General features: G+C 68.5%; 19 protein-coding genes. 7 read left to right on the top strand and 12 right to left on the bottom strand.

Features of this window, described 5'->3' with window-relative positions; all coding sequences use genetic code 11:
- Window positions 1-5 precede the first annotated feature (5 nt).
- The 5 genes from WEE69_11455 to WEE69_11435 form a co-directional block, all read right to left on the bottom strand.
- Window positions 6-2051 carry a thioredoxin domain-containing protein gene (locus WEE69_11455; protein MEX1145910.1) on the bottom strand — a complete coding sequence of 682 codons (2046 nt, stop codon included), beginning with the start codon at window positions 2049-2051 and terminating at the stop codon, window positions 6-8.
- Complete coding sequence (locus WEE69_11450) at window positions 2048-3652, bottom strand: acyl-CoA synthetase (GenBank protein ID MEX1145909.1); 1605 nt, start codon at window positions 3650-3652, stop codon at window positions 2048-2050. The genes WEE69_11455 and WEE69_11450 overlap by 4 nt, the downstream gene beginning before the upstream one ends.
- A gap of 107 nt (window positions 3653-3759) precedes the next feature.
- The gene (locus tag WEE69_11445; GenBank protein MEX1145908.1) at window positions 3760-4941 is read right to left on the bottom strand and encodes a C69 family dipeptidase; all 1182 of its coding nucleotides are present in this window, start codon (window positions 4939-4941) and stop codon (window positions 3760-3762) included.
- Between the two features lie 7 nt (window positions 4942-4948).
- Entirely contained in the window at window positions 4949-6529 is a 1581-nt protein-coding gene (locus tag WEE69_11440; GenBank protein MEX1145907.1) for a M2 family metallopeptidase, read from the bottom strand.
- An 11-nt stretch (window positions 6530-6540) separates the two neighbouring features.
- Window positions 6541-7407 (bottom strand): methyltransferase domain-containing protein, encoded by an 867-nt coding sequence (locus WEE69_11435; GenBank protein MEX1145906.1) that lies wholly within the window; start codon window positions 7405-7407, stop codon window positions 6541-6543.
- A gap of 47 nt (window positions 7408-7454) precedes the next feature.
- On the opposite strand from WEE69_11435, the gene WEE69_11430 reads away from it, so the two are divergent.
- Window positions 7455-8426, top strand: coding sequence for an LLM class F420-dependent oxidoreductase (locus WEE69_11430; protein MEX1145905.1), 972 nt, complete (start codon window positions 7455-7457; stop codon window positions 8424-8426).
- A 50-nt stretch (window positions 8427-8476) separates the two neighbouring features.
- On the opposite strand, the gene WEE69_11425 is transcribed toward WEE69_11430, so the two are convergent.
- Genes WEE69_11425 through mshD form a run of 3 tightly spaced genes read right to left on the bottom strand, consistent with a single transcriptional unit; the run spans window position 8477 to window position 10805 of the window.
- Window positions 8477-8821, bottom strand: coding sequence for a hypothetical protein (locus tag WEE69_11425; GenBank protein MEX1145904.1), 345 nt, complete (start codon window positions 8819-8821; stop codon window positions 8477-8479).
- Entirely contained in the window at window positions 8818-9894 is a 1077-nt protein-coding gene (rlmN, locus tag WEE69_11420) for a 23S rRNA (adenine(2503)-C(2))-methyltransferase RlmN (GenBank protein ID MEX1145903.1), read from the bottom strand. The genes WEE69_11425 and rlmN overlap by 4 nt, the downstream gene beginning before the upstream one ends.
- Window positions 9891-10805 (bottom strand): mycothiol synthase, encoded by a 915-nt coding sequence (gene mshD / locus WEE69_11415; GenBank protein MEX1145902.1) that lies wholly within the window; start codon window positions 10803-10805, stop codon window positions 9891-9893. Before mshD ends, rlmN begins: the two co-directional genes overlap by 4 nt.
- A gap of 31 nt (window positions 10806-10836) precedes the next feature.
- Between mshD and nth the strand changes: the two genes are divergently transcribed.
- On the top strand, window positions 10837-11490 hold the full coding sequence (gene nth, locus WEE69_11410; protein MEX1145901.1) for an endonuclease III: 654 nt from the start codon (window positions 10837-10839) through the stop codon (window positions 11488-11490).
- 91 nt (window positions 11491-11581) lie between these two features.
- On the opposite strand, the gene WEE69_11405 is transcribed toward nth, so the two are convergent.
- Window positions 11582-11779 (bottom strand): hypothetical protein, encoded by a 198-nt coding sequence (locus WEE69_11405; GenBank protein ID MEX1145900.1) that lies wholly within the window; start codon window positions 11777-11779, stop codon window positions 11582-11584.
- A gap of 68 nt (window positions 11780-11847) precedes the next feature.
- Between WEE69_11405 and hisD the strand changes: the two genes are divergently transcribed.
- The 5 genes from hisD to WEE69_11380 all read left to right on the top strand — a co-directional run bounded on the left by hisD (window position 11848) and on the right by WEE69_11380 (window position 15868).
- The gene (gene hisD / locus WEE69_11400) at window positions 11848-13143 is read left to right on the top strand and encodes a histidinol dehydrogenase (GenBank protein MEX1145899.1); all 1296 of its coding nucleotides are present in this window, start codon (window positions 11848-11850) and stop codon (window positions 13141-13143) included.
- Window positions 13140-14225: a histidinol-phosphate transaminase gene (gene hisC, locus WEE69_11395; protein ID MEX1145898.1), complete on the top strand. Its 1086-nt coding sequence runs from the start codon at window positions 13140-13142 to the stop codon at window positions 14223-14225. The genes hisD and hisC overlap by 4 nt, the downstream gene beginning before the upstream one ends.
- Window positions 14222-14809: an imidazoleglycerol-phosphate dehydratase HisB gene (hisB, locus tag WEE69_11390; protein ID MEX1145897.1), complete on the top strand. Its 588-nt coding sequence runs from the start codon at window positions 14222-14224 to the stop codon at window positions 14807-14809. Before hisC ends, hisB begins: the two co-directional genes overlap by 4 nt.
- A gap of 13 nt (window positions 14810-14822) precedes the next feature.
- Window positions 14823-15557: a 1-(5-phosphoribosyl)-5-[(5-phosphoribosylamino)methylideneamino]imidazole-4-carboxamide isomerase gene (hisA, locus tag WEE69_11385; GenBank protein ID MEX1145896.1), complete on the top strand. Its 735-nt coding sequence runs from the start codon at window positions 14823-14825 to the stop codon at window positions 15555-15557.
- A 98-nt stretch (window positions 15558-15655) separates the two neighbouring features.
- A complete protein-coding gene (locus tag WEE69_11380; GenBank protein ID MEX1145895.1) occupies window positions 15656-15868 on the top strand; it encodes a hypothetical protein in 213 nt (70 codons plus the stop codon).
- Here the strand turns inward: WEE69_11380 and WEE69_11375 are convergent.
- The 3 genes from WEE69_11375 to WEE69_11365 all read right to left on the bottom strand — a co-directional run bounded on the left by WEE69_11375 (window position 15861) and on the right by WEE69_11365 (window position 20675).
- Window positions 15861-17822 (bottom strand): acyltransferase family protein, encoded by a 1962-nt coding sequence (locus WEE69_11375; protein ID MEX1145894.1) that lies wholly within the window; start codon window positions 17820-17822, stop codon window positions 15861-15863. The two genes, WEE69_11380 and WEE69_11375, sit on opposite strands and share 8 nt — an antisense overlap.
- Window positions 17823-17864: 42 nt before the next feature.
- Complete coding sequence (locus tag WEE69_11370; GenBank protein MEX1145893.1) at window positions 17865-18500, bottom strand: hypothetical protein; 636 nt, start codon at window positions 18498-18500, stop codon at window positions 17865-17867.
- A gap of 75 nt (window positions 18501-18575) precedes the next feature.
- Window positions 18576-20675: a S9 family peptidase gene (locus WEE69_11365; protein ID MEX1145892.1), complete on the bottom strand. Its 2100-nt coding sequence runs from the start codon at window positions 20673-20675 to the stop codon at window positions 18576-18578.
- Window positions 20676-20781: the final 106 nt, after the last annotated feature.

The following is a 20781-nucleotide window of genomic DNA, read 5'->3' as shown; positions in this document are numbered from 1 at the left end:
ACCAATCAGACCGACGTGCTCTTTACCGCGGCGTCGAGTTGTGCGCGTAGCTCCGCTGGGTCGGTGACGGGTTGTTGGCACGCGTAGTGCTGGCAGACGTAGGCCGTGGGGCTGCCGTCTACGAGGGGGCGATCTGCCAACAAGGGTGAGTGTTCGGCGCCCTTCCCGGCTTCCGCTCGTAGGACGACTGCTGAGGGCAGCACGCGACTCGTGACCTCGTGCCACAGCGCGTCGGCGTGATCGCCGGGTGCACCGATGACGGCGACCTCGATCGGTGGCGTGACGAAGCGTTCGAGCGCGCCCAGCAGGTACGCGAATGCTGTCGGGTGCTCGCCGAGGAGCGGGGCCAATCCGCGCAGCCAGGCTCCCGCGAGCTCTTCGTAGCGCGACTCGCCGATGAGCGCCGCGAGTCGGAGCAGGCCGTTGCATGCGAGTGAGTTCTCCGACGGTGTCGCGTTGTCCTGCATGTCCTTGGGCCGCACGATCAACTCTTCGGCGTCGCTTCCCGTCGTGAAGAAGCCGCCGCGTTCAGCGTCGTGAAACAGCCGGAGCAAGTCGTCGGCGATGGCGCGCGCCTCCCCGAGCCAGGCCACGTCATCGACCTCGGCCAACGTGATCAGCGCCTCGAGCAACGCCGCGTAGTCCTCCGCGTACGCCAGCAGGTTGGCGCGGCCGCCTTGCCACGAGCGCAGCAATCGGCCGTCGTCACGCCGAAGCTCGCTCAACAGGAAGCGGGCGTTTGCGCGTGCGGTGTCCATCCAATCGTCGCGCTCGAGCGCGGCCGCCACCTCGGCCAACGTGCGCAGGAACAATGCGTTCCACGCGAGCAGCACCTTGTCATCCAGGCCGGGCCGGGCCCGCTGGGAGCGCACCTCGAACAGGCGCCGGAACGCACGCTCCACCGCAGCAGGGCGGTCCTCGGTGCGATCGACGGCGTGCAGGATGTTGCCGCTGTACGCCGTGTGCGGGTCGGTGAAGTTGCCGCTGGCGGTGACGCCGCAGTATCGGATCACCTCGGCCGCGTCGTCACCGCAGATCTCTTCGATCTCTGCCAGCGACCACAAGTAGAACTTGCCCTCGATGCCTTCGGAGTCAGCGTCCTCGGCAGAGCAGAAGGCGCGGCCGTCGGCGGTGGCGAGGTCCCGAAGTACGTACGCGACGGTCTCCTCGACGACCCGGCGGTAACGAGGCTCGCCTGTGACGAGGAAGCCGCGCAGATACGCGCCGGCGAGGAGCGCTTGGTCATACAGCATCTTCTCGAAGTGCGGCACGAGCCAGTAGTCGTCGACCGAGTACCGGTGGAAGCCGCCGCCGACGTGGTCGTACATGCCACCGGCGGCCATCCCGTCGAGTGAGCCCGTGATCGTCTCGCGTAGCTCGGCGGACGGCTCGCGCACGGACCGCCGGGCGAGGAAGTCGAGCGTCATCGCTTGGGGGAACTTCGGGGCCCGCCCGAACCCACCGAATCGCGGGTCGAACTGCTGTCGGATGTTGGTCCAAGCGTCGTCCAGGATCTCCGGACTCGGATCGGCACCGCCGCCACCGCCGAGCGCGGTCGTGCGCTCGATGGCCTCGCGGAGTCGGCCTGCAGCGTCGAGCAGCTCGTCGCGCCGCGAGGTCCACGCCTCGTCGATCGCGTGCATCACCCGCACGAAGCCCGGCATGCCCTGGCGGTCGTCCTTCGGGTAATACGTGCCGCCGTAGAACGGACGACCGTCAGGGGCGAGGAAGACCGTCATCGGCCAACCCCCGTGCCCCGTCATCGCCTGCACCGCTTGCATGTAGATGGCGTCGACGTCGGGGCGCTCCTCGCGGTCGACCTTCACGTTGACGAAGAGCCGGTTCATCTCCGCGGCCACGTCGGCGTCTTCGAACGACTCGTGGGCCATGACGTGGCACCAATGGCACGCTGAGTAGCCCACCGACAGCAGGATCGGGCGATCGCGGTCGCGAGCCTCGGCGAACGCTTCCTCACCCCACGGGAACCACTCGACCGGGTTGTCAGCGTGCTGGCGCAGGTACGGGCTGGTCTCGTTCGCGAGCCGGTTCACTCGAGCGCGTCCGTGGCCTTCGCCTTGGCCCAGCGGTAGTCGGGCTTGCCGGACGGGGAGCGCACGACCGCGTCGACCTCGACCACATCGCGCGGCACCTTGTATCCGGCGAGTCGGCCTTGCGCGTGCTGGTGGATCGCGTCGACCGTGACATGCGTGTCGCCCCGCGTCTGCACCACCGCGACGACGCGTTCTCCCCAGCGCTCGTCCGGCACGCCGACGACGACCGCGTCGAACACGTCAGGGTGTGCCTTCAGCACGCCCTCGACCTCTTCTGGGTACACCTTCTCGCCGCCGGTGTTGATGGAGACCGAGCCGCGCCCGAGCACGGTGATCGTCCCGTCATCCTCGATGCGGGCGTGATCGCCGGGAACCGACCACCGAACGCCGTCGACCATCGGGAAGGTGGCTGCCGACTTCTCCGGGTCGTTGAAGTAGCCCATCGGGATGTGGCCGCGCCGGGCCAGCTTCCCGACCTCGCCCACCGCGGCCGGCTTCATGTCGTCCGTCAGCACGGTGTTGTCGTCGGTCATCGCGAAGCGCGGTTGCGAAGGGATCTCGCTGTCTTTGGCCGCGACCATCGTTCCTTGACTGCCGGTCTCCGACGCGCCGATCCCATCGACCAGGATCGCGTTCGGGAGCTTGGTCGCGAGCTCGCGCTTGACCGACGGCGAGAGGATCGCGCCACCCGACACGATGACAATCGTCGGGCTCAAGTCGACTGACGCCGGGAGCTGATCGAGGGCTTCGGACAGGGGTCTCCCCATGGCGTCGCCCACGAACACGAGGAAGTTGACGCGCTCGGAGTGCACGAGCTCCCACACGTGCACCGGGTCGAGGTGTCGGTGATCGTCGATGATCACGGCTCCGCCCGTGTAGAGGGCGCCAAACGCGAGCCAGTGTGCGGTGCCGTGCATGAACGGGCAGGCGGGCAGACAGCGTGTGAAGCCCCCTCGGGCTCGCTCGGAGATCTCCTCGGGCGCGCTGATGGGGTTGCCGAGCCCACCGCCGCCCAGCGCGGCGAAGAAGATGTCTTCGTGACGCCACATCACGCCCTTGGGCATCCCGGTGGTCCCACCCGTATAGAGGATGTACAGGTCGTCGGCCGAGCGAGGACCGAAGTCGCGCGCAGGTGACGCAGTCGCGAGCGCGGCTTCGTACTCCACCCCGTTGCGCAGCTGAACCTCGATACCCGATTCGTCATCCACCCAGACGGCTGCGTTGAGACCGGGCAGATCCTCCTCGACTGCGGCGAGCCGTGGCGTGAGCTCACGATGGAGCACCACCGCCTTGGCCTCGGCGTTGTCGAGCAGGTACCGCAGCTCGCCCTCCACATAGCGGTAGTTCACGTTCACCGGGACGGCGCGGAGCTTGAAGGCCGCCAGCATCGCCTCGAGGTACTCCGTGCCGTTGTAGAGGTACAGCCCGACGTGGTTCCCGGCGCCGACGCCGTGCTCGCTCAGCACATGCGCGAGACGGTTCGCTCGCTCGTCCGCGTCGGCGAACGTCAATCGGCGCGCGCCGCAGACCATGGCCTCCTGGTCGGGTACCGCATCGACCACGAGCTCCCACAGGTCGGCGAGGTTGTACGTCGCAGGCATCTTCTCCGCTCTCGGCCCTACGGGCCGGGCCGCTCGGGCCCCGCTCACTGCGCCGCAGGGTACCTGCGGCGCGGGCGTTCGCTTCAGGTCGAACGTACCGAGGGTGATCAGACGCCGAGGCGCGTGAGCGCCGCGTCCACCGCCGGCCATGCTCGAGCAGCGAACGTCGATCGCTCCTTGGGGTCGGGGGCAGCCTCGTCGGCTTCCTCCCAGAGTGCAGTCTCGAGCGGTGCCAGCACGGCACGGATCTCCGCGAGGACGGTGCCGTTCTCCTCGACTCGGTCGCGCAACCGGGCGAAGCGATGCCACGTCTCGGTCTCGGCCAATGGCTCGGCCACCGAGGGCGGGAACGTCGGGAGGTACACGCTGGTGCACGGGCTTCCAAGCGCGAACCACGCCCGCAGCGGCACGTCGGCATCCGCGGACAGCTCGGCGACCATCGACGCGGTGGTCGCCTGAACCGTGCGGATGTGCCAGCACACGGTGAACCCGCCCCATCCCGGCGCGTCTGTGGGTGGCGGGGGATCGACGTCGTCGGGGGCGGAGCCGGGCGCTCCCCAGGACCGCTGGCCGTGGTGGCGCATCGTGGCGACGAGATCGCGCGGGCCAAGTGCGGCCGCACCGGTGGCCACACACGATCGAGTGGCGGCGAGGCGCACATCGGACGGCTCGGTCGGAACCGTCGGGTCGAGCCGGCGGGAGAAGTCGTCACCGGCGCGGACCTCACTCGACGAGCGGGTCCAGTCGGATCCGAGGGTCACGCGGTTCGAGATCGCCGCGCCGTCGTCGACGCGTCTGGCCACCCACGTGCGGCCGCTCGTCTCGAGTACCCACGCACCGTCCGGATCGGCCGCGAGGAACGATGACCAATACGGATCGTCCTCAGCCTCGGTGCAGGGGCCACCTTGGCCGTGGCGCTCGAGCAGGCTCGTCATGACGTCCACGGCCTCGTCGGCGGAGCGCCCGCGCTCAAGGCCGAGTCGAACGAGGTCCATGCCGGTGAGCGATGGCGGCGCGTCGTGCGGATCGTCGACCGTGAAGATGCGCTCGTTGCCGATCGCCACGCGATGCTCGTTCAGCCCGTGCTCGAAGCCCCACATCCAGGCCGGACGTGAGCCGACGACAGCCAGCGCACCGGCGTCGTCGAGCTCGGCGTGTGTGGTGCGCAACGTGCCTCCACTCGCGCGTGGCGGGTGTGCTTCGAGGAGCTGCATTTCGTCACGCGGACGGTCCGAGTTCTTGGCAAACAGCGAACGGCCCGCACCGATGACGCAGAGCGTGTCGCACACGGGTGCGTCAGCCGGAGAGCTGTCGAGTGAGGTGGCCCGCGCTCAGTGGTTCGCCGGTCGAGGCTTGGACGAGCTCGTCCCACCGCAATGATCCGCCCGGCGCGAAGAACTCTTTCGCGAGGAACTCGCCAGCGGCCTCGCAATCGACGAAGTCGTCGGCGCGGGCGCTGATCGCAGCATCGAGCTGCGACGCGACGAGCTCGCCGTAGAGATAGTTCTGGTAGTAGACCGGAACGACCGCGAGGTGGATCTTCGAAGCCCATTCCGCGCCGTGCGTCTCGTCCGGTCGATGGATCTGCTGGAAGCGCTCGACGAGATCCCACCACAGCGTGCCGAGATCGATCTCGGGATCGGCGTAGAGCTGGCGCTCGAAGTGCGTGACCACGAGCACCCAACGTGCAAACGTGAGCAGCGACGCGCGCTGAGCGAGCGCAAGTCGAGGAGTGAGGTCGGCCACGGTCGAGGCGTCGAGGCCGACGACGCGTTCCAACCAACGGGGATCGCGCGCGAGTCGCCCGAACAGCATCGCCACACCCTCGGTTGTGAGCGAGTGCGACGCCTCGCGCAGGAGCCAGGGGACGTCGGAGCGAACCTCTCGGTCGTAGATCCCGTGGCCGAACTCGTGCAGCATCGTCTCGGTCCACCGCTCGTTGGGCTCGACGTTGCAGAGAACACGAACGTCACCTTCACGATCAATGTCGATGCAGAACGCGTGTTGGCTCTTCCCGGCGCGGGCGTAGAGGTCGCTCCGCTCGAGGACGGGTCGGATGTCGAGGCCCATGCCGTCGAACGTGCGCACGGTCAGGGCCTCGAGGTCACGGCCGGCGAACACCGGATCCAGGTCGACGGCGCCGCTCGTGGGTGGGTCCTGGAAGAACGGGTCGTCGACATGCCACGGCCGCAGCTCGTCGACCGAACACCCGAACCGCGTCGCGAGCGTCAGGTCGAGGGCACCCTTCCATTCGGTGAACGGACCGGTCGTCTCACGCTCGACCTCATCGAGCGTGGCGAAGAGGCGGTTCTCCTCCATCTCGCCGGTCGCGAGCGCCAAGGCGAAGTAATCGCGGTAGCCGAGCAGCCGCGCCGCCTCGTTGCGGATTCGCGCGAGCTCTCGCACGTGCTCAGCCACCTCCAGGCCGATCTGCTTCGAGGCCGCCCACGCCCGTTGCCGCAAGCCCGGGTCGTCGCTGGTGCGAAGGATCTCAAGGATCGTGTTGTCGTCCACGCGTTCGCCGTCGAGCTCGCCGCGGAACGTGTTGAACGTGGCGTCAACCGACGTTTCGAGCTCGACGAGCCGGCGCCGCATGACTTCCGGAACTTGATGGGGAGTACTGGCGTCGTGCAACAGGTCGAGCTGGCGACGCACGATCGGGTCGGGCTCACCGGAGGCGCGAGCTTCGCGGATCGCCGTGAACGCCTCAGGGTCGGCGAGAGCCGCTCGTCGCGCGAGATCGGCCTCGGCCTGGCGAGCCGACGCAGCGTCGGACGCGTTGGTGCTCGCGTCCCACCACGCGTGTGCGAGGTCAACTTCGAGTGGTCGCAGGCGCGCCTCGAGGTCCGCGACGAGCTGCTCGTTGGTGCGGGTCACGGCGGGGGAGTCTACGGACGGTCGCGGCGGGTGCCGCCCGGCTTCGTGCCGACGGCGAAGAGTGCCTCGTCGACACAGTTGACGGGGTCGGGCACCGCCTCGGCAAGCAGCTTCCGCGCGCGCTCGCGGAACTGCGTCCAGCCGTCTTCGCCGAGCACATGGCGCAAGTAGCGGCTTCGGTACGTGGTGTCCTGGCCGGTGAGCCAGTCATCGAGGGACAGGCGGTAGCGATACGCGCGGCCGCTGACCTCGAGGTGACGAAGGCCAGCGCCGTCCAGCGCGAGCCGGAGGTTGGCGGGGTCGTCGAAGAAGTCGTCCCACGGGGTCCCGGCCGCGGCCACCTCGTCGAGGTCGTCAGCCGACGCGAACTCACTCGCCGCCGCGGTCCACGCCGCGTGCGCGGCGCGGTCCTGCTCATCGTCGACGGGTGGGCCCTCGCCGAGTGCCCCCCACGCGGAGACGCCGAGACGGCCGTTGGGGAGCAGCACGCGCACCATGTCGGCGAGGACCGTTGCGTACTCCGACACATGGGCGATCACGAGGTTGGCGACGACCCGGTCGAAGGTGGTGTCGGCAAATGGCAGGCCGGGGGCTTCGGCGGCTGCGCGCAGCACGCCGGCGTGCCGCTCCTCGCGGAGCATCGCGGTCGAAGGGTCGACCGCGACGACGACACCGCTGGTTCCCGTGGCCACGATCGCGACGTCAGCCGCCACGCCGGTCCCCGCGCCAACGTCGAGCACCGTGCCGGTGAACGGCGGAGCGACGGCAGCTACGAGGTCGCGAGCGAGCGCCGCGTTGCGTTCCGCCCGGACCCGGGCGTACGCATCGACGACCGAGTCGTACGAGCGCCAGGCGTCGTGGTCAGGCGCTGTAGGCACACCGAGACGATAGGTTGCGCGCACCCCGACACGAGGACGGTTGATCTATGCCGGAGATCCGATTCGGTGCGTTCGCGCCGCAGGGATGGAAGACCGAGCTGGTCGGGATCCCCGACCCGCGTGACAAGTGGGCAATGTGCCTGGAGACGGCTCGACTCGCCGAGAGCCTCGGCTACGACTCGATCTGGGTCTATGACCACTTCCACAACGTGCCGGTGCCTGCTCACGAGACGGTGTTCGAGTGCTGGACCGTCATGGCCGCGCTCGCAGCCGCGACCACTCGCATCCGCCTGGGTCAGATGGTGACGTGCACGTCGTACCGCCCGCCGGCACTCACGGCCAAGGTCACTGCGACGATCGACGTGATCAGCGGTGGTCGCCTCGACTGGGGTGTCGGCGCCGGCTGGTACGACCACGAGTACCGCGCGTACGGCTACGAGTTCCCTGCGGCAAAGGTTCGCATCGGCATGCTCCGCGAGGCCGTCGAGGTCGTCAAGGCGATGTGGTCGGAGGCCGACGCCACGCACGAGGGCCGCTACTACCGCCTCGACGGCGCGCAGTGCGACCCGAAGCCGCTCCAGCAGCCGCACCCTCCGATCTGGATCGGCGGCGGGGGAGAGCAGATCACGCTACGGGTGGTCGCGCGTCTCGCCGACAAGTCCAACTTCGGGGGAAAGCCGGAGGAGTGGACCCACAAACGTGACGTGCTGCGCGGGCACTGCAAGGACGTGGGTCGCGACGCGGGCGAGATCGAGCTGACTTGGAGCCCAGAGGTGTGCGTGCGGGAGACCGAGGCGGAGGTGCGCGACTTCGCCGAGGGGCGCAAGGCTCGAGGTTGGCGCGAGCCGTTCGAGTCCTGGCAGGCCGGCAACCTCGTGGGAACACCCGAGCAGGTCTCCGAGAAGATCCGCACCTACACCGACCTCGGCTGCACCTACTTCGTGCCGTGGTGCAGTGACTACCCCGACGACACGACGCTCAGGTTGTTCGCAGAGAAGGTCATGTCGGAGTTCAAGTGACACCGACATGCGTCTCTCACCCCAGCATAGCCGGGTGAGAGACGCACCCTTTAGCTGAACCAGATGCGCTGGTATTCGCGCGATTGGGGGTGGAGCAGGAGGCACACGAGGGCCACCTGGAACATGAACGTCAGGACCAGCGGGAAGGTCAGGACGTCTGCGCCGGCGAAGATCAGCACGAGGGCGACGATGAGGACCGCGGCGCCGGTGGCGAGCCCGTAACCCCACTTCTTCTCGTTCGCGATGCCGTACGCCCCGAAGCCCAATGCGACGGCAATGAGCAGTCCGAGTGGTGACAGGGAGAGCACGGCGAAGAAGGCCTGGACGTAGCAGAGCAAGGTGCCCATCACGAGGGTCTGGGGCTGGTACTGGTTGAGGAAGCGGCGCTCGTTCACGGGACCATTGTGGTCGACGGAGGGTGGGTCCCGGTGATCGGGTGCCGCGACCGGAGCTGACCGCACGCGGCGTCGATGTCGACGCCCCGCGTCCGGCGGATGGTCGTGGCCACACCCGCGGCACGAAGTCGGGTGGCGAAGTCACGCATTCTGGCTCGCGTGGGTGCGCGCCCCGTGAACCCAGCGGTGGGGTTCAACGGGATCAGGTTCACATGCGCACCGCCGACGCCCTGCCAGCCGCGCAGCAAGCGCGCGAGCGCGTCGGCTTGGAGACGAGAATCGTTCACCCCCGCGATGCAGGCGTATTCGAAGGACACCCGCCGACCGTGCGCGCCGGCCACTTCGGCCGCCGCATCCAGCAACGCGGCGATGGGATACCGGGCATTGAGCGGAACCAGCTGAGACCGCAGCTCGTCATCGGGGGCGTGGAGCGACACGGCAAGCGTGACGGGAAGGCGCTCCTTCGCCAGCCGCAGCATCCCCGGCACGACCCCGACAGTGCTCACCGTCAGATGCCGCGCCGAGATGCCCAGGTCGTGGTGGAGGCGCTCGACCGACGCCCACGTCTCGTCGTAGTTGGCCAGCGGTTCACCCATCCCCATGTACACGACGTGGGTGACCGGCTGCGAGCTCCCGTGCCCGGCGCGCACGACCTGCTCGATGATCTCGCTCGCATCGAGGTGTCGCTCGAACCCGGCCTGACCGGTTGCGCAGAACGTGCACACCATCGCGCACCCGGCTTGCGACGACACGCACACCGATGCTCGCGACGGCGAGCGCATGAGCACGGTCTCGACCTGTGCTCCGTCGCGCGCCGCCTCGTACAGCCATCGAGTCGTCTCGCCGTCCGCCGACGTGGCTTCGGCCGAGGTGGCGAAACCGAGGGGCAGCGCTTCGACGAGGCGCGCCCGCAGTGCCTTGGGCAGGTTCGTGGCGTCGTCGAGCGCCACCCTCCGGCGATACAACGCATCCCATACCTGTTCCGCGCGGTACCCGGGCTCTCCCCACGATTCGAGGAGCGTTCGGAGCTCCTCCTGGGTGGTTCCGTACCGGGTGAGGGCGGGCGCGCTCATTGCACGTCTTGCCCGTACGCGCGGTCCACCCGGGCGACGCTGAACCCGAGATCCCGATACAGGCCGATCGCGGGCGCGTTCTCCGCGTCGACGAACAACATGCCGACGGGCGCGCCGCGTTCGTGCAGGGAAGCCAGCCCACCGAGGACGAGCGCGCGACCGAGTCCGGTGCCTTGATGAGATGGGTCCACGCCGATGACGAAGATCTCCCCGAGCACGTCGGGCTCGTGCGGCGGAACCGCAGGATGCAGCTTTGTCCAGCAGAACCCGGCGAAGCCATCCGCGGTGGCGGCGACGAGAAATCCCTTCGCATCGAACCACGGTTCCGCCTCGAGGCGACGCAGGTCGTCCTCGGACCATCTGCCCTGATCCGGGTCGTGCGCGAACGCCCGGTTGTTCACGAGCACCCACTGATGCTCGTCGCGTCCGGGCACGAAGGAGCGCACCTCGACGTTCGTCGGCCAGCGGGGCTGCTCCGCGAGCGGGAGCGGCACCCGCATCTGCCAGAGCTCTCGTTCGCGAATGAAGCCCGAGGACGAAGCAAAGGCATCGGCGCGCTCATCGGTGCCGAAGGCCCAGATCGCCAGATGGCCACCACCACGGGCCGACACGGCTTCTACAGCCACGCCCACCAGCTTGCTCGCGACCCCAGCCTCGCGGTGGTCCGGGTGCACCACCACGGCCGCGGTGAACGCTCCGTCAGGTCGCGCGGTGAGATGGAGCGCGCCGGCCGCGGTGCCGTCGACTTCGGCGACAAGGAGCGTGGACGTCGGGCTCGGCGCGGCGAGATCGCGCCACACGCCGTCACCGAGCGACGGGTGGCCGTCAACGGCTTCGGCTGCGTCGGCCGCGGCGCGCACGACGGAGAGGTCAGCGGGCGCGATCGGAGCGCACGTGCGCACGTCGACCATCGCTCGAGGCTAATGGGCATATCGTCAGACGATGGCACGGCCGAGGGGGGCACGAGCGCGCGCCGACATCGTGGTCGATCGACTGGGTCGCGAGTATCCGGGGTCCGCGCGTGATCTGTGCGCGTTGGTGCACGACGGTCCGTTTCAGCTGTTGGTCGCCACGATCCTCTCCGCACAGTGCACCGACGAGATGGTCAACAAGGTGACGCCCGCGCTCTTTGGCCGCTATCCGACGCCTACCGACTTGGCCGAGGCCGACCCCGCCGAGGTGGAGGTGTTGATCCACGCCACCGGCTTCTTCCGGCAGAAGACCAAGAGCCTCGTCGGGATGGCCGCAGCGCTCGAGGAGCGGTTCGAGGGGAAGGTGCCGACCGAGCTCGACGATCTCGTGACGCTGCCCGGCGTCGGGCGCAAGACCGGCAACGTGATCCGATCGGTGGCGTTTGGGCTCCCCGGGCTGCCCGTCGACACGCATGTCGGTCGCCTGTCGCGGCGTTTGAAGCTCACGGCCGAGACCGACCCCGTAAAGGTCGAGCGGGAGCTCGACGGTCTTGTCGAACCCGACGAGCGAGGCGGCCTCTCCCTCCGACTCATCCTGCACGGTCGCAAGGTCTGCGACGCGCGCCGACCGCGCTGTGACGTCTGTCTCCTCAACGACGTCTGCCCGTCCGCCTTCAAAGTGTGACGCAGCCGCGGTGATCTGATTTTGGCGTCGATAAACATCGCTCTACGAGCACTAGCGACGCCAAAACGTTCGGCCCCTCATGGTGAGGCGGTCAGCGTTCGAGGAGGGCGATCGCGCGGTCGAGTGAGCGACGGGCCACACGGAGGGCGCGCTCGGCTGCGAAGAGGTCCGAGGAGACCGCGGAGTCGGACGTGTCGTCGTAGCGCTCTGCGGTCGTGACCACACGCTCGACGACGTCGTCGATCTGTGCGCGCAAGGTGGAGAGCTCGGCGAGATCCGACGTGGTCATGACCGAAGCCTGCCGCTGCGGCGAGAGATGGGGCAATTCGCCGGGTTCGTCCGAGTTCGATGATTACGATGAAGCGGCTTCCCATGCTGGCGCGACTCGATCTCCGCGGCTTCACCGGCGACCTCGTCGCGACTGTCGCGCGCCGTCCGAGCGATGCAGACGTCACCAAGGTGACTGCGGTCCGCGAGATCATCGCCGCCGTACGCGACCGCGGTGACGAAGCCATCCGTGAGTACACCGAGCGCTTCGATGGCTGCGCGCTCGACGACGCCAGGGTCACTCCGGAGGACGTGAAGGCGGCGCTGGAAGGCGCGTCCCCCGACCTCCGAGACGCGCTCGAGTACGCCAAGGGCGAGATCACCGAATACCACGAAGCCCAACGAAGACCCGAGGCAACGGTCGAGAACGACGGCGTGCATGTTCGTGAGCTGGTGATCCCGGTTGATCGCGCGGGCTGCTACGTCCCGGGCGGCCTGGCGAACTACCCATCGACGGTGTTGATGACGGCCGTTCCGGCTCGCGTGGCTGGTGTGCCCGAAGTGGTGCTGTGCATCCCGCCCGACCGCAACGGCTGCGTGTCTCAGCCAACGCTCGCCGCGGCCGCGCTGGCCGGCGTTGACGAGGTGTATCGGGTTGGCGGCGCGCAAGCGATCGCGGCGATGGCGTATGGCACCCAGACGATCCGGGCTGTTGACGCGATCTTCGGACCCGGGAACGAGTACGTCGCGCTCGCCAAGCGAGAGGTTGCGGGCGAGGTGGTCACCGATCACGCCGGACCATCCGAGCTGGTCGTCGTGGCCGACGCCCACGTGGCACCGGAGCTGATTGCCATCGACCTGCTGGCGCAGGCCGAACACGGCCCTGGTGGCAGCGCCGTGCTCGTCACCTGGGACGAAGGCGTCATCGCCGCCGTGGCCGCCGCGCTCACGAAGCTGATGGCTGATGCCCCGCGCCGCAGCGAGATCGACGCCACGCTGTCCACCGGGGGCCGGGCGATACTCGTCGACGATGCAGAGCAAGCGCTCGCGGTCGTGAACGCCATCGCACCCGAGCACCTCGAGCTGATGACGGATGACCCTCAGCGCCTTGTTCCGCTCGTGCGCAACGCCGCCGCGGTGTTCTGTGGTTCGTGGACACCGACGGTGGTCGGGGACTACGTCGCCGGGGTGAACCACGTACTGCCCACCGGTCGCGCGGCACGGTTCGCGAGCGCGTTGCGCGTCGACGACTTCTTGAAGCACGTGCACGTTGTCACGCTCGACGAAGCGGCGCTCCGGCGGGTCACGCCCTACATCCGGACGCTGGCGCGGGTCGAGGGGCTCGACGAGCACGCCCGGTCCGTCGTGATGCGGGAGGGTTCGTGACGCTGCCGCGACCACGCGCCGATCTGAGCGCCCTCGAGGGGTACCACTCGCCGCAGCTCGACGTGTCGGTCCGGCTGAACACGAACGAGAGCCCATACGCGCCGCCGCCGGCATTCGTCGACGCGTGGCTGGAGGGGCTCCGGGCCGTTCCCTTGAACCGCTATCCGGATCGGAGCGCGCGAGAGCTCCGGGACGGGCTCGCCGCGTCCATGGACCAACCGACGGCGCGGGTGTTCGCCGCCAACGGGTCCAACGAGGTGCTCCAGACCCTCCTGCTTACGTATGCGGGACCGGGACGGCGGGCGCTCGTCTTCGAGCCGACCTACGCCTTGCACGCCCACATCGCGCAGATCGCGGCGACGGAGGTCGTCACCGCCGAACGTGCCGGTGACTTCACCGTGTCGGCCACCGAGGCCGGCATCGTCATCGCGGCCGATCGGCCCTCGGTCACGTTGCTGTGCAGCCCGAACAACCCCACCGGGACGGTCGAGTCTCGAGCGACGATCGAAGGGCTCTTGGGCGCAGTCACTGACCACGGTCCCGGCCTGCTCGTCGTCGACGAGGCCTACGGCGAGTTCGCCGAGCACAGCGCGCTTGACCTCGTCGGCGATGATGTTCCGCTCGTCGTCGTGCGCACGTACTCGAAGGTCTGGTCATTGGCCGCGCTCCGTCTCGGATTCGCCGTCGGCCCCCCGTCGGTGATTGCCGAGCTCGAGAAGACCGTGCTGCCGTACCATCTGTCTGCGGCCACGCAGGTGGCGGGATGTCAGGCGTTGCGATTCGATGCCGAGATGCGAGCCCGGGTGACAACCCTGGTCACCGAGCGCCACCGCCTCGCGAGCGCGCTGGCCCGCCTGCCCGGCCTCACCGTGTATCCGTCTGGCGCCAACTTCGTGCTCGTACGGGTCGACGGCGATGGCCACGCGCTGTGGCAGCGGCTGGTAGAACGCGGGATCCTGGTACGTGACTTCTCACGGTGGCCCCGGCTCGACAATTGCCTGCGGATCACGGTGGGCACTCCCGAGGAGGACGACGCACTGCTGACTGCGATGCGCGAGGCGCTCACGGAGCAGGCCGCGTGAGCGCGGCGCGGCGGGCGGAGAGCCACCGCAAGACGAAGGAGACGCGCGTCGATCTCACGCTCGCTGTTGACGGCAAGGGCGACGCGTCGGCATCGTCCGGGATCCCGTTCTTCGATCACATGCTCGAGCAGCTGGGGAAGCACGCTGGCTTCGACCTGCGTATCGAAGCCGAGGGTGATCTCCACGTCGACCTTCATCACACCGTGGAGGACGTGGGGATCGCGCTCGGCGAAGCGCTGAAGGAAGCACTCGGCGACAAGGCGGGAGTTCGTCGCTTCGCGTCGGCGCTCGTGCCTCTCGACGAGGCGCTCGTGCAGGTTTCGCTCGATCTTTCCGGGCGACCGTTCCTCGTGTACGAGATCGACCCGGTGGTGGAGTGGATTGGCACGTTCGATCCGCAGCTTTGCGAGGAGTTCTGGCGGGCGTTCGTGGTCGCCACCGGCGCGACGCTGCACCTCCGATCTCTTTCGGGGCGCAACGGCCATCACGTGATCGAGGCATCGTTCAAGGGCGTCGCGCAGTCGCTTCGTGATGCCGTGAAGATCGAAGGCGCGAACGTCCCGAGCACGAAGGGCGTGCTGTGAGCGACCCATCCGGGTGAAGTTCACGGTCTATCCGGCGATCGACGTTCGGGCAGGACGCGCGGTCCGCCTTCAGCGGGGCGACTTCGCCGCGGAGACGGTGTACGACGACAGCCCGGTGAGCGTCGCGCGCGCCTTCGCGCTCGCAGGAGCCGAATGGATCCATGTTGTCGACCTCGACGCAGCCCGTACCGGAGAGCCCGCGAACCTCGCGGTCGTCGAGGCCGTCGCCAGCACGGTGGCATCGCGCATCCAGGCTGGCGGTGGTGTGCGAAGCGCGGCTGCTGCGGGGGCGCTCCTGCTCGCGGGTGCGGCGCGCGTTGTCGTGGGGACGGCCGCCGTCGAAGACCCTGGGCTCATTCATGACCTGTGCACGATGCATCCAGGCCGGGTTGCCGTCGGTCTCGACGCGCGCGGGCGCGAGGTCGCGGTACGCGGATGGACCGAGGGTTCGGGTCAGGACTTGGTGGAGACGGCAGCACGCTTCACCGAGTCGGGCGTCTCGTGCCTCATCGTCACCGAGATCGGTGTGGACGGGACCATGGAGGGACCATCGCTGGACCAGCTGCGCGAGGTCCTCGCGGCCACCGCCGTCCCGGTCATCGCGAGCGGCGGGATCGGCGGTCTCGGAGACCTCGCCGCGCTGGCCGAGCTCGAGGCGGCCGGGCGGCGCCTCGCCGGGGCGATCGTTGGCCGGGCGCTCTACGAGGGTCGCTTCACGCTGGCCGAGGCCCTCGCTGCGGTGGTCTGACCAGCACCCTTCGCGCTGCCGAGCGGGGAAGGCGCACTCGGGTCCGGGGGTTCGGGTACGGTCCCGCGAATCCGCTGCTGCCAACCCGAGGAGTTGCGATGAGCGAGGACAGCCACCTCGACGAGGGATTCTTCAGGCGGTACCGCGAGCTGCTCGACGCGGAAGACGCCGCCTTCGACGAGCTCGAGCACGCCTACGAAGAAGGCGACCGGGCCCAATACGAGCAGGATCTCGTGCTGTGGCGCTCTGTGGTCGAGCGTCGCGCGTCGTTCCTCGATCGCAAAGGTGTGATGCAGGTGCGCGTCAGCTAGACCCCTGCTTCGCCGGCGCTCCGAACTCCTCCAGCACCGCGTCGATCAGACGCTTCGATACCCACGCCGGGCCGGCGCCCTCGAAGTGGCGACCGTCGCGTGGTCGCAGGCTCACGCCGTGCACGAACTCAGGGCAGGGCGCGCCACCCGGGCACACGATCTCCGCGAGATCGACGATCTTCACCGTGTCGGCATGCTCGGCGGCAAACTGCCTGAACAAGCGGTTGAGATGTGGGTAGAGCTTGATCAAGTACGGGTCGGCCTCCCCGAGCTCTGATTGCTCTGCCTGTTGCGGCAGCGTCAGCAACACCAAGGTCGCGCCTCCTGCCGTCAGGCGCTGACGTGATTCCTCGAAGTCGGCGAGGAGGGCGGCGTCGCCCTCCGGCGTGCGGAAGTCGAGTCGCACCCCGTCGTAGAGGTGGTTCGACGCTTCCCAACTGCTCAACCACAGGACGACCTGAGGCTGGTACTGGGCGATGTTCGACTGTTGGTAATCGGCGGTGCTGCGCGCACAGTTGGGAGCCCACGGGACGAACTCGCCAGTCCTGCGCAGCGGGATCGCGGTGGTCATGCCACAGCCCGGCCTTGTCGCCGCGAACAGCGTGAGCCCGCGCGACGCCGCCTCGGCCGTGAGCCCGTTGGCGAGCGATCCGCTCAGGGAGTCGCCGACTAGCAAGAAGCGGGTGGGGAGCGTGGCGTTGGGATCGGTCGGTGGCGGCGTCGTGCTCGACGGTGACTTCGGCCCGACCCTGATGACATCGCCGGGATCGGCGGTCACGAACTTTGGTGCCGTGGTCGCGCCAGACGTGGTCACGAGGATGATGACCGCCACCAGTGCCGCTCCCACCGGAGCCGCGAGGCGCGCGGTCCAGCCGCGAAGTGCGCCGTACCGGATCGGGCGCTCGATGACGTAGTACGAGATCGTGGTGGCAGTGAACGTGACCGCCAAGCGGACCAACGCAAGGCCGAACCCGCTGATGCCGGTGCGTGGCTCCGAGATGGCGATCTGCACGGGCCAGTGCCACAGGTACAGGCCATACGAGACCTGTCCGACCCAACGGACGGGGCGCAATGAGAGCAGCGCGTTGAGTGGCGTTCGGGATGGTTGGACGATGGCGGCGATGATCGCGGCGGTCGCGAAGGCGAACGCGAGGAACCCTCCCTGATAGAGCCACGCGTCTTGGTCGTGAGCGACTGCGAACGCGACGACCGTGAGCGCCGCCCCAACCGCGCCGCCGAGCTGCACGGCAACTTGGGTCGCGCGGGTTCGTGGCGCCCAGTGCAACAGAACGATTGCGAGCAACGCACCGACGAGCAGTTGACTCGCGCGCGAATCGGTACCGAAGTACGCGCGCGAGGGATCGCTGGAGTCGAAGAGCTGGGAGCACAGGATCGCGGATCCGACGATCCCTGCCACGCACAGCGATGCGAGGACGCGAGGGCGGCCACGCGCGACGCGCAAGCATCCAAAGGTGATCAAGGGCCAGAACAGGTAGAACTGCTCCTCGATCGCCAACGACCATGCGTGCCGAAGCGGAGACGCCTCACTGAAGAGGTCGAAGTACGACGTGCCCTCGCTGATGAAGTGCCAGTTGGCGCTGTAGAAGAGCGTCCAGAGCGAGTCGGCGCGAATCGAGCCGAGCCGGTCGGAGTTGACGGCGAGCGCGGACCAGATGGCGATGGCGCTGAGGGCCACCAGCAGCGCCGGGAAGAGCCTGCGGGCTCGGCGGGCCCAGAACGCTCCGAACCGGAGGGTCCCATGGCGGCCCCACTCGGTGAGGAGGAGCGAGGTGATCAGGTACCCCGAGAGGACGAAGAACGTGTCGACGCCGAGGAAACCCCCGGGAGCCCACGACGCGCCGAAGTGGTAGGCGATGACCGAGCCGACTGCGACGGTGCGCAGCCCGTCGAGGGCAGGTTTGTAGCCGATCGAGCTTTGATGCGGTGCGGTCAAGGGATCAATGATGCCCGATGCGCGCGGTCGCCAATCAGTCGCTCAGCTTCGAGCCTGACGCGCGACAAATCCGATCACGAGCTCAGAGAGGCGGTCGGTGCGCCCGACGAAGAAGTGGCTCGCTCCGCCAACCACCTCGACATCGACGTGAGACCAGGTGTCGGCGATCGCGGCGGCTTCAGATGGTGGGCACACCTCGTCGTGCTCGGCCAGCACGAGCAGCTTGTGCCGCGGGTCGCGAGCGACTGCGTCGAGGTCCGCAATGAGTCGGAGCGACGGCGCGATCGCGACCCATGACGTGACTTCGGGATCGAGGACCGAGAGGGCAATGTCGGCGCCGAACGACCAGCCGACGAGCACAAGAGGGGAGTCGGCGGGCAGCATCGGCGCGAGCGCACGCACCGCCGCGCTTGCGTCGTCACGCTCGGCACGACCGCCGTCGTGAACGCCGGTGCTTGCCTCGACGCCGCGGAAGTTGAAGCGGAGGGTGACCGCGCCGATGTCGGGAAGCCCCTCGAAGAGGGCGCCGATCACGAGCGAGCGCATCGTGCCGCCGTACTGGGGATGCGGATGACACAACACCACGCCTCGTGTCGGTGTGCCGGGTGGTCGTGCGATCTCTGCTTCGAGCATCGCGCCGTCGGACGAGCTCAGCGTGAGGACCTCCGTCGCGGCCACGGTGCCCAGCGTAGGGATCGGGCACTACGGTCCCGGCTCGGGCGCCGCACGACACGTGCGGCGCTTGTCCTCGCATCAAGTCGTGATGCCCAGCTGATCGAGGATGAACGCGAGCACGAACGCCTCGTCGTGCCATGTCTCGTAACGACCCGAGGGGCCATGGTGACCCGCACCGAGCTCGGTCTTCAGGTAGATGGGCGCGTCGCCGGTCGTGGTGGCGCGCAGCTTCGCCACCCATTTCGCCGGCTCCCAGTACTGCACGCGCGGGTCGTTGAGCCCGGCGGTCGCGAGGATGGCGGGGTAGGGCTCCGAGCGCACATTGTCATACGGCGAGTACGACTCGAGGTAGTCATACGTCGTCTGCTCGGCCGCGGGGTTGCCCCACTCCTCCCACTCGGTGATGGTGAGCGGGAGTCCCGCGTCGAGCATCGTGGTCAGCGTGTCGACGAAGGGCACCTCGGCAACGATCGCTCGGAATAGGTCGGGCCGCAGGTTCACCACCGCGCCCATGAGCAGGCCACCCGCACTGCCGCCGCGCGCCACGAGACGGTCCGGTGTCGTGTAGCCCGACGCGACGAGGTGCTCGGCGCACGTGATGAAGTCGTCGAAGGTGTTGCGCTTCGAGTCGAGCTTGCCGTTCTCGTACCAGTGTCGCCCCATCTCGCCGCCACCACGAACGTGCGCGGACGCGTACGCCACGCCCCGTTGCAGCAGGCTGAGGCGCGAGATGCTGAACCCGGGGTCGATGGAGTGCTCGTAGGAGCCGTAGCCGTAGAGCACGAGCGGCCCACCGCCGGGCGGGAGGCCGCGGCGGTGTACGAGCGAGATCGGCACGCGCGTGCCGTCGGCGGCGGTCGCCCACAAGCGGTGTGATTCGTAGTCCGCTGCGTCATAGTCGGCGACCGGTTGGCGCTTCACGACCGTTGCCGCGCGCGCGTCGAGGTCGTAGTCGAAGTCGGTGATCGGAGCGACCAGCGACGTGTACGCGTACCGCAGGTGGGTCGACGCGAATTCGGGGTTGGCGCCGACCCACGCGTCGTAGACCTCGTCCGGCATGGGGATGAGGTGGTCGTCCCCGCGCTCGTGGTCCAGCACCCGCAACCGCTCGAGTGCCTCCGCCCGCTCCGTGATCACGAGATGGCCGGCGAAGGCATCCACGTCGACGAGCCGCACGTCGTCGCGGTGGGCGACGACCTCCTTCCACCCTTGGCGACCGGAGCCGTCGACCGGCGTCACCATCAGCTTGAAGTTCGGCGCCCCGCCGTCGTTGGTGAGCACGTAGAAGCGGTCATCGTTCGCGTCGTGGTGATGCTCCACGTGGTACTCGACGCCCTGCTCCCGCGCCGCAAGGACCCGCGGTTCGGCCGTCGGGTCGTCGGATGCACACACGCGTACTTCGGTCGTGAGCTTCGAGCCGCTCGTGATGATCAGGTAGCGCCCGGTCCGCGTCCGATCGACGTGGACTTCGAAGCGCTCGTCGTCCTCCTGATACATGAGCGCGTCGCTGCTCGTCGATGTCCCGAGGGTGTGCCGCCAGATTTGCCATGGGCGCATCGTCGCGTCGGGTCGTACGTAGAACACCATCTGCCCATCGCTGGCCCAGGCCAGCCCGTAGTACACGTCGCCGATCTCGTCCGGCAGGTCCACGTCGTTCGCGAGATCACGGAAGCGCAAGGTGGCGCGCTCGCCTCCGGTGAGATCGGCGCTGTACGCGAGCACCGAGTGGTCGGGTGACACGGCCATCCCTCGCAAGGCGAAGTAGCTCGCGTCGGCGGCGAGTGCATTCTCGTCGAGCACCACTTGCTCGCCGGGCGGCGTCCCCGGTGGCGCATCGGGGTCGGGGAGCGCGTTGCTCCCGCGGGGGCGGCGACAGTGGACCGCGTACTCACAGCCGGCGATCGTGCGGCTGAAGTACTCCCATTCACCCCACGGCGTGGGAGCGGACGCGTCGGTTTCGCGTACGCGCGTCTTGATCTCGGTGAAGAGCTGTTGACGAAGCGGTTCGAGCCGCGCGAGCGCAGCCCCGACGTACTCGTTCTCGGCCTTCAGGTACGCGAGGACGTCGGGATCGTCCCGGTCGCGCATCCAGTAGAAGTCGTCGACTCGCTCGCGGTCGCCGTGCCGCAGGGTCGTGGGGCGCTGCGGCGCGCGCGGCGGGTCGAGTGAAGTGGCCATGGGTCGCCGAGTTTCGCGCGTGCGCAGATTTGGGACCGGGATGACCGAAGGCAGGGCTACGCTCGAACGCGAACGAGATGTAGCGGAGGCGTGGCCGGATGGCCGG

This window comes from Acidimicrobiia bacterium (assembly GCA_040881685.1).
Classification (GTDB): domain Bacteria; phylum Actinomycetota; class Acidimicrobiia; order IMCC26256; family PALSA-555; genus SHVJ01.
The sequence above is the reverse complement of the archived record's forward strand: the minus strand, read 5'-3'. Positions and strand labels throughout refer to the sequence as shown.

Bases quoted from the DNA above. Each gene is read 5' to 3' on its own strand.
- WEE69_11450 (MEX1145909.1), bottom strand. From the start codon at position 3,652: ATGCCTGCGACGTACAACCTCGCCGACCTGTGGGAGCTCGTGGTCGAT.
- WEE69_11430 (MEX1145905.1), top strand. From the start codon at position 7,455: ATGCCGGAGATCCGATTCGGTGCGTTCGCGCCGCAGGGATGGAAGACC.
- rlmN (MEX1145903.1), bottom strand. From the start codon at position 9,894: ATGAGCGCGCCCGCCCTCACCCGGTACGGAACCACCCAGGAGGAGCTC.
- mshD (MEX1145902.1), bottom strand. From the start codon at position 10,805: ATGGTCGACGTGCGCACGTGCGCTCCGATCGCGCCCGCTGACCTCTCC.
- nth (MEX1145901.1), top strand. From the start codon at position 10,837: ATGGCACGGCCGAGGGGGGCACGAGCGCGCGCCGACATCGTGGTCGAT.
- WEE69_11405 (MEX1145900.1), bottom strand. From the start codon at position 11,779: ATGACCACGTCGGATCTCGCCGAGCTCTCCACCTTGCGCGCACAGATC.
- hisD (MEX1145899.1), top strand. From the start codon at position 11,848: ATGAAGCGGCTTCCCATGCTGGCGCGACTCGATCTCCGCGGCTTCACC.
- WEE69_11380 (MEX1145895.1), top strand. From the start codon at position 15,656: ATGAGCGAGGACAGCCACCTCGACGAGGGATTCTTCAGGCGGTACCGC.
- WEE69_11365 (MEX1145892.1), bottom strand. From the start codon at position 20,675: ATGGCCACTTCACTCGACCCGCCGCGCGCGCCGCAGCGCCCCACGACC.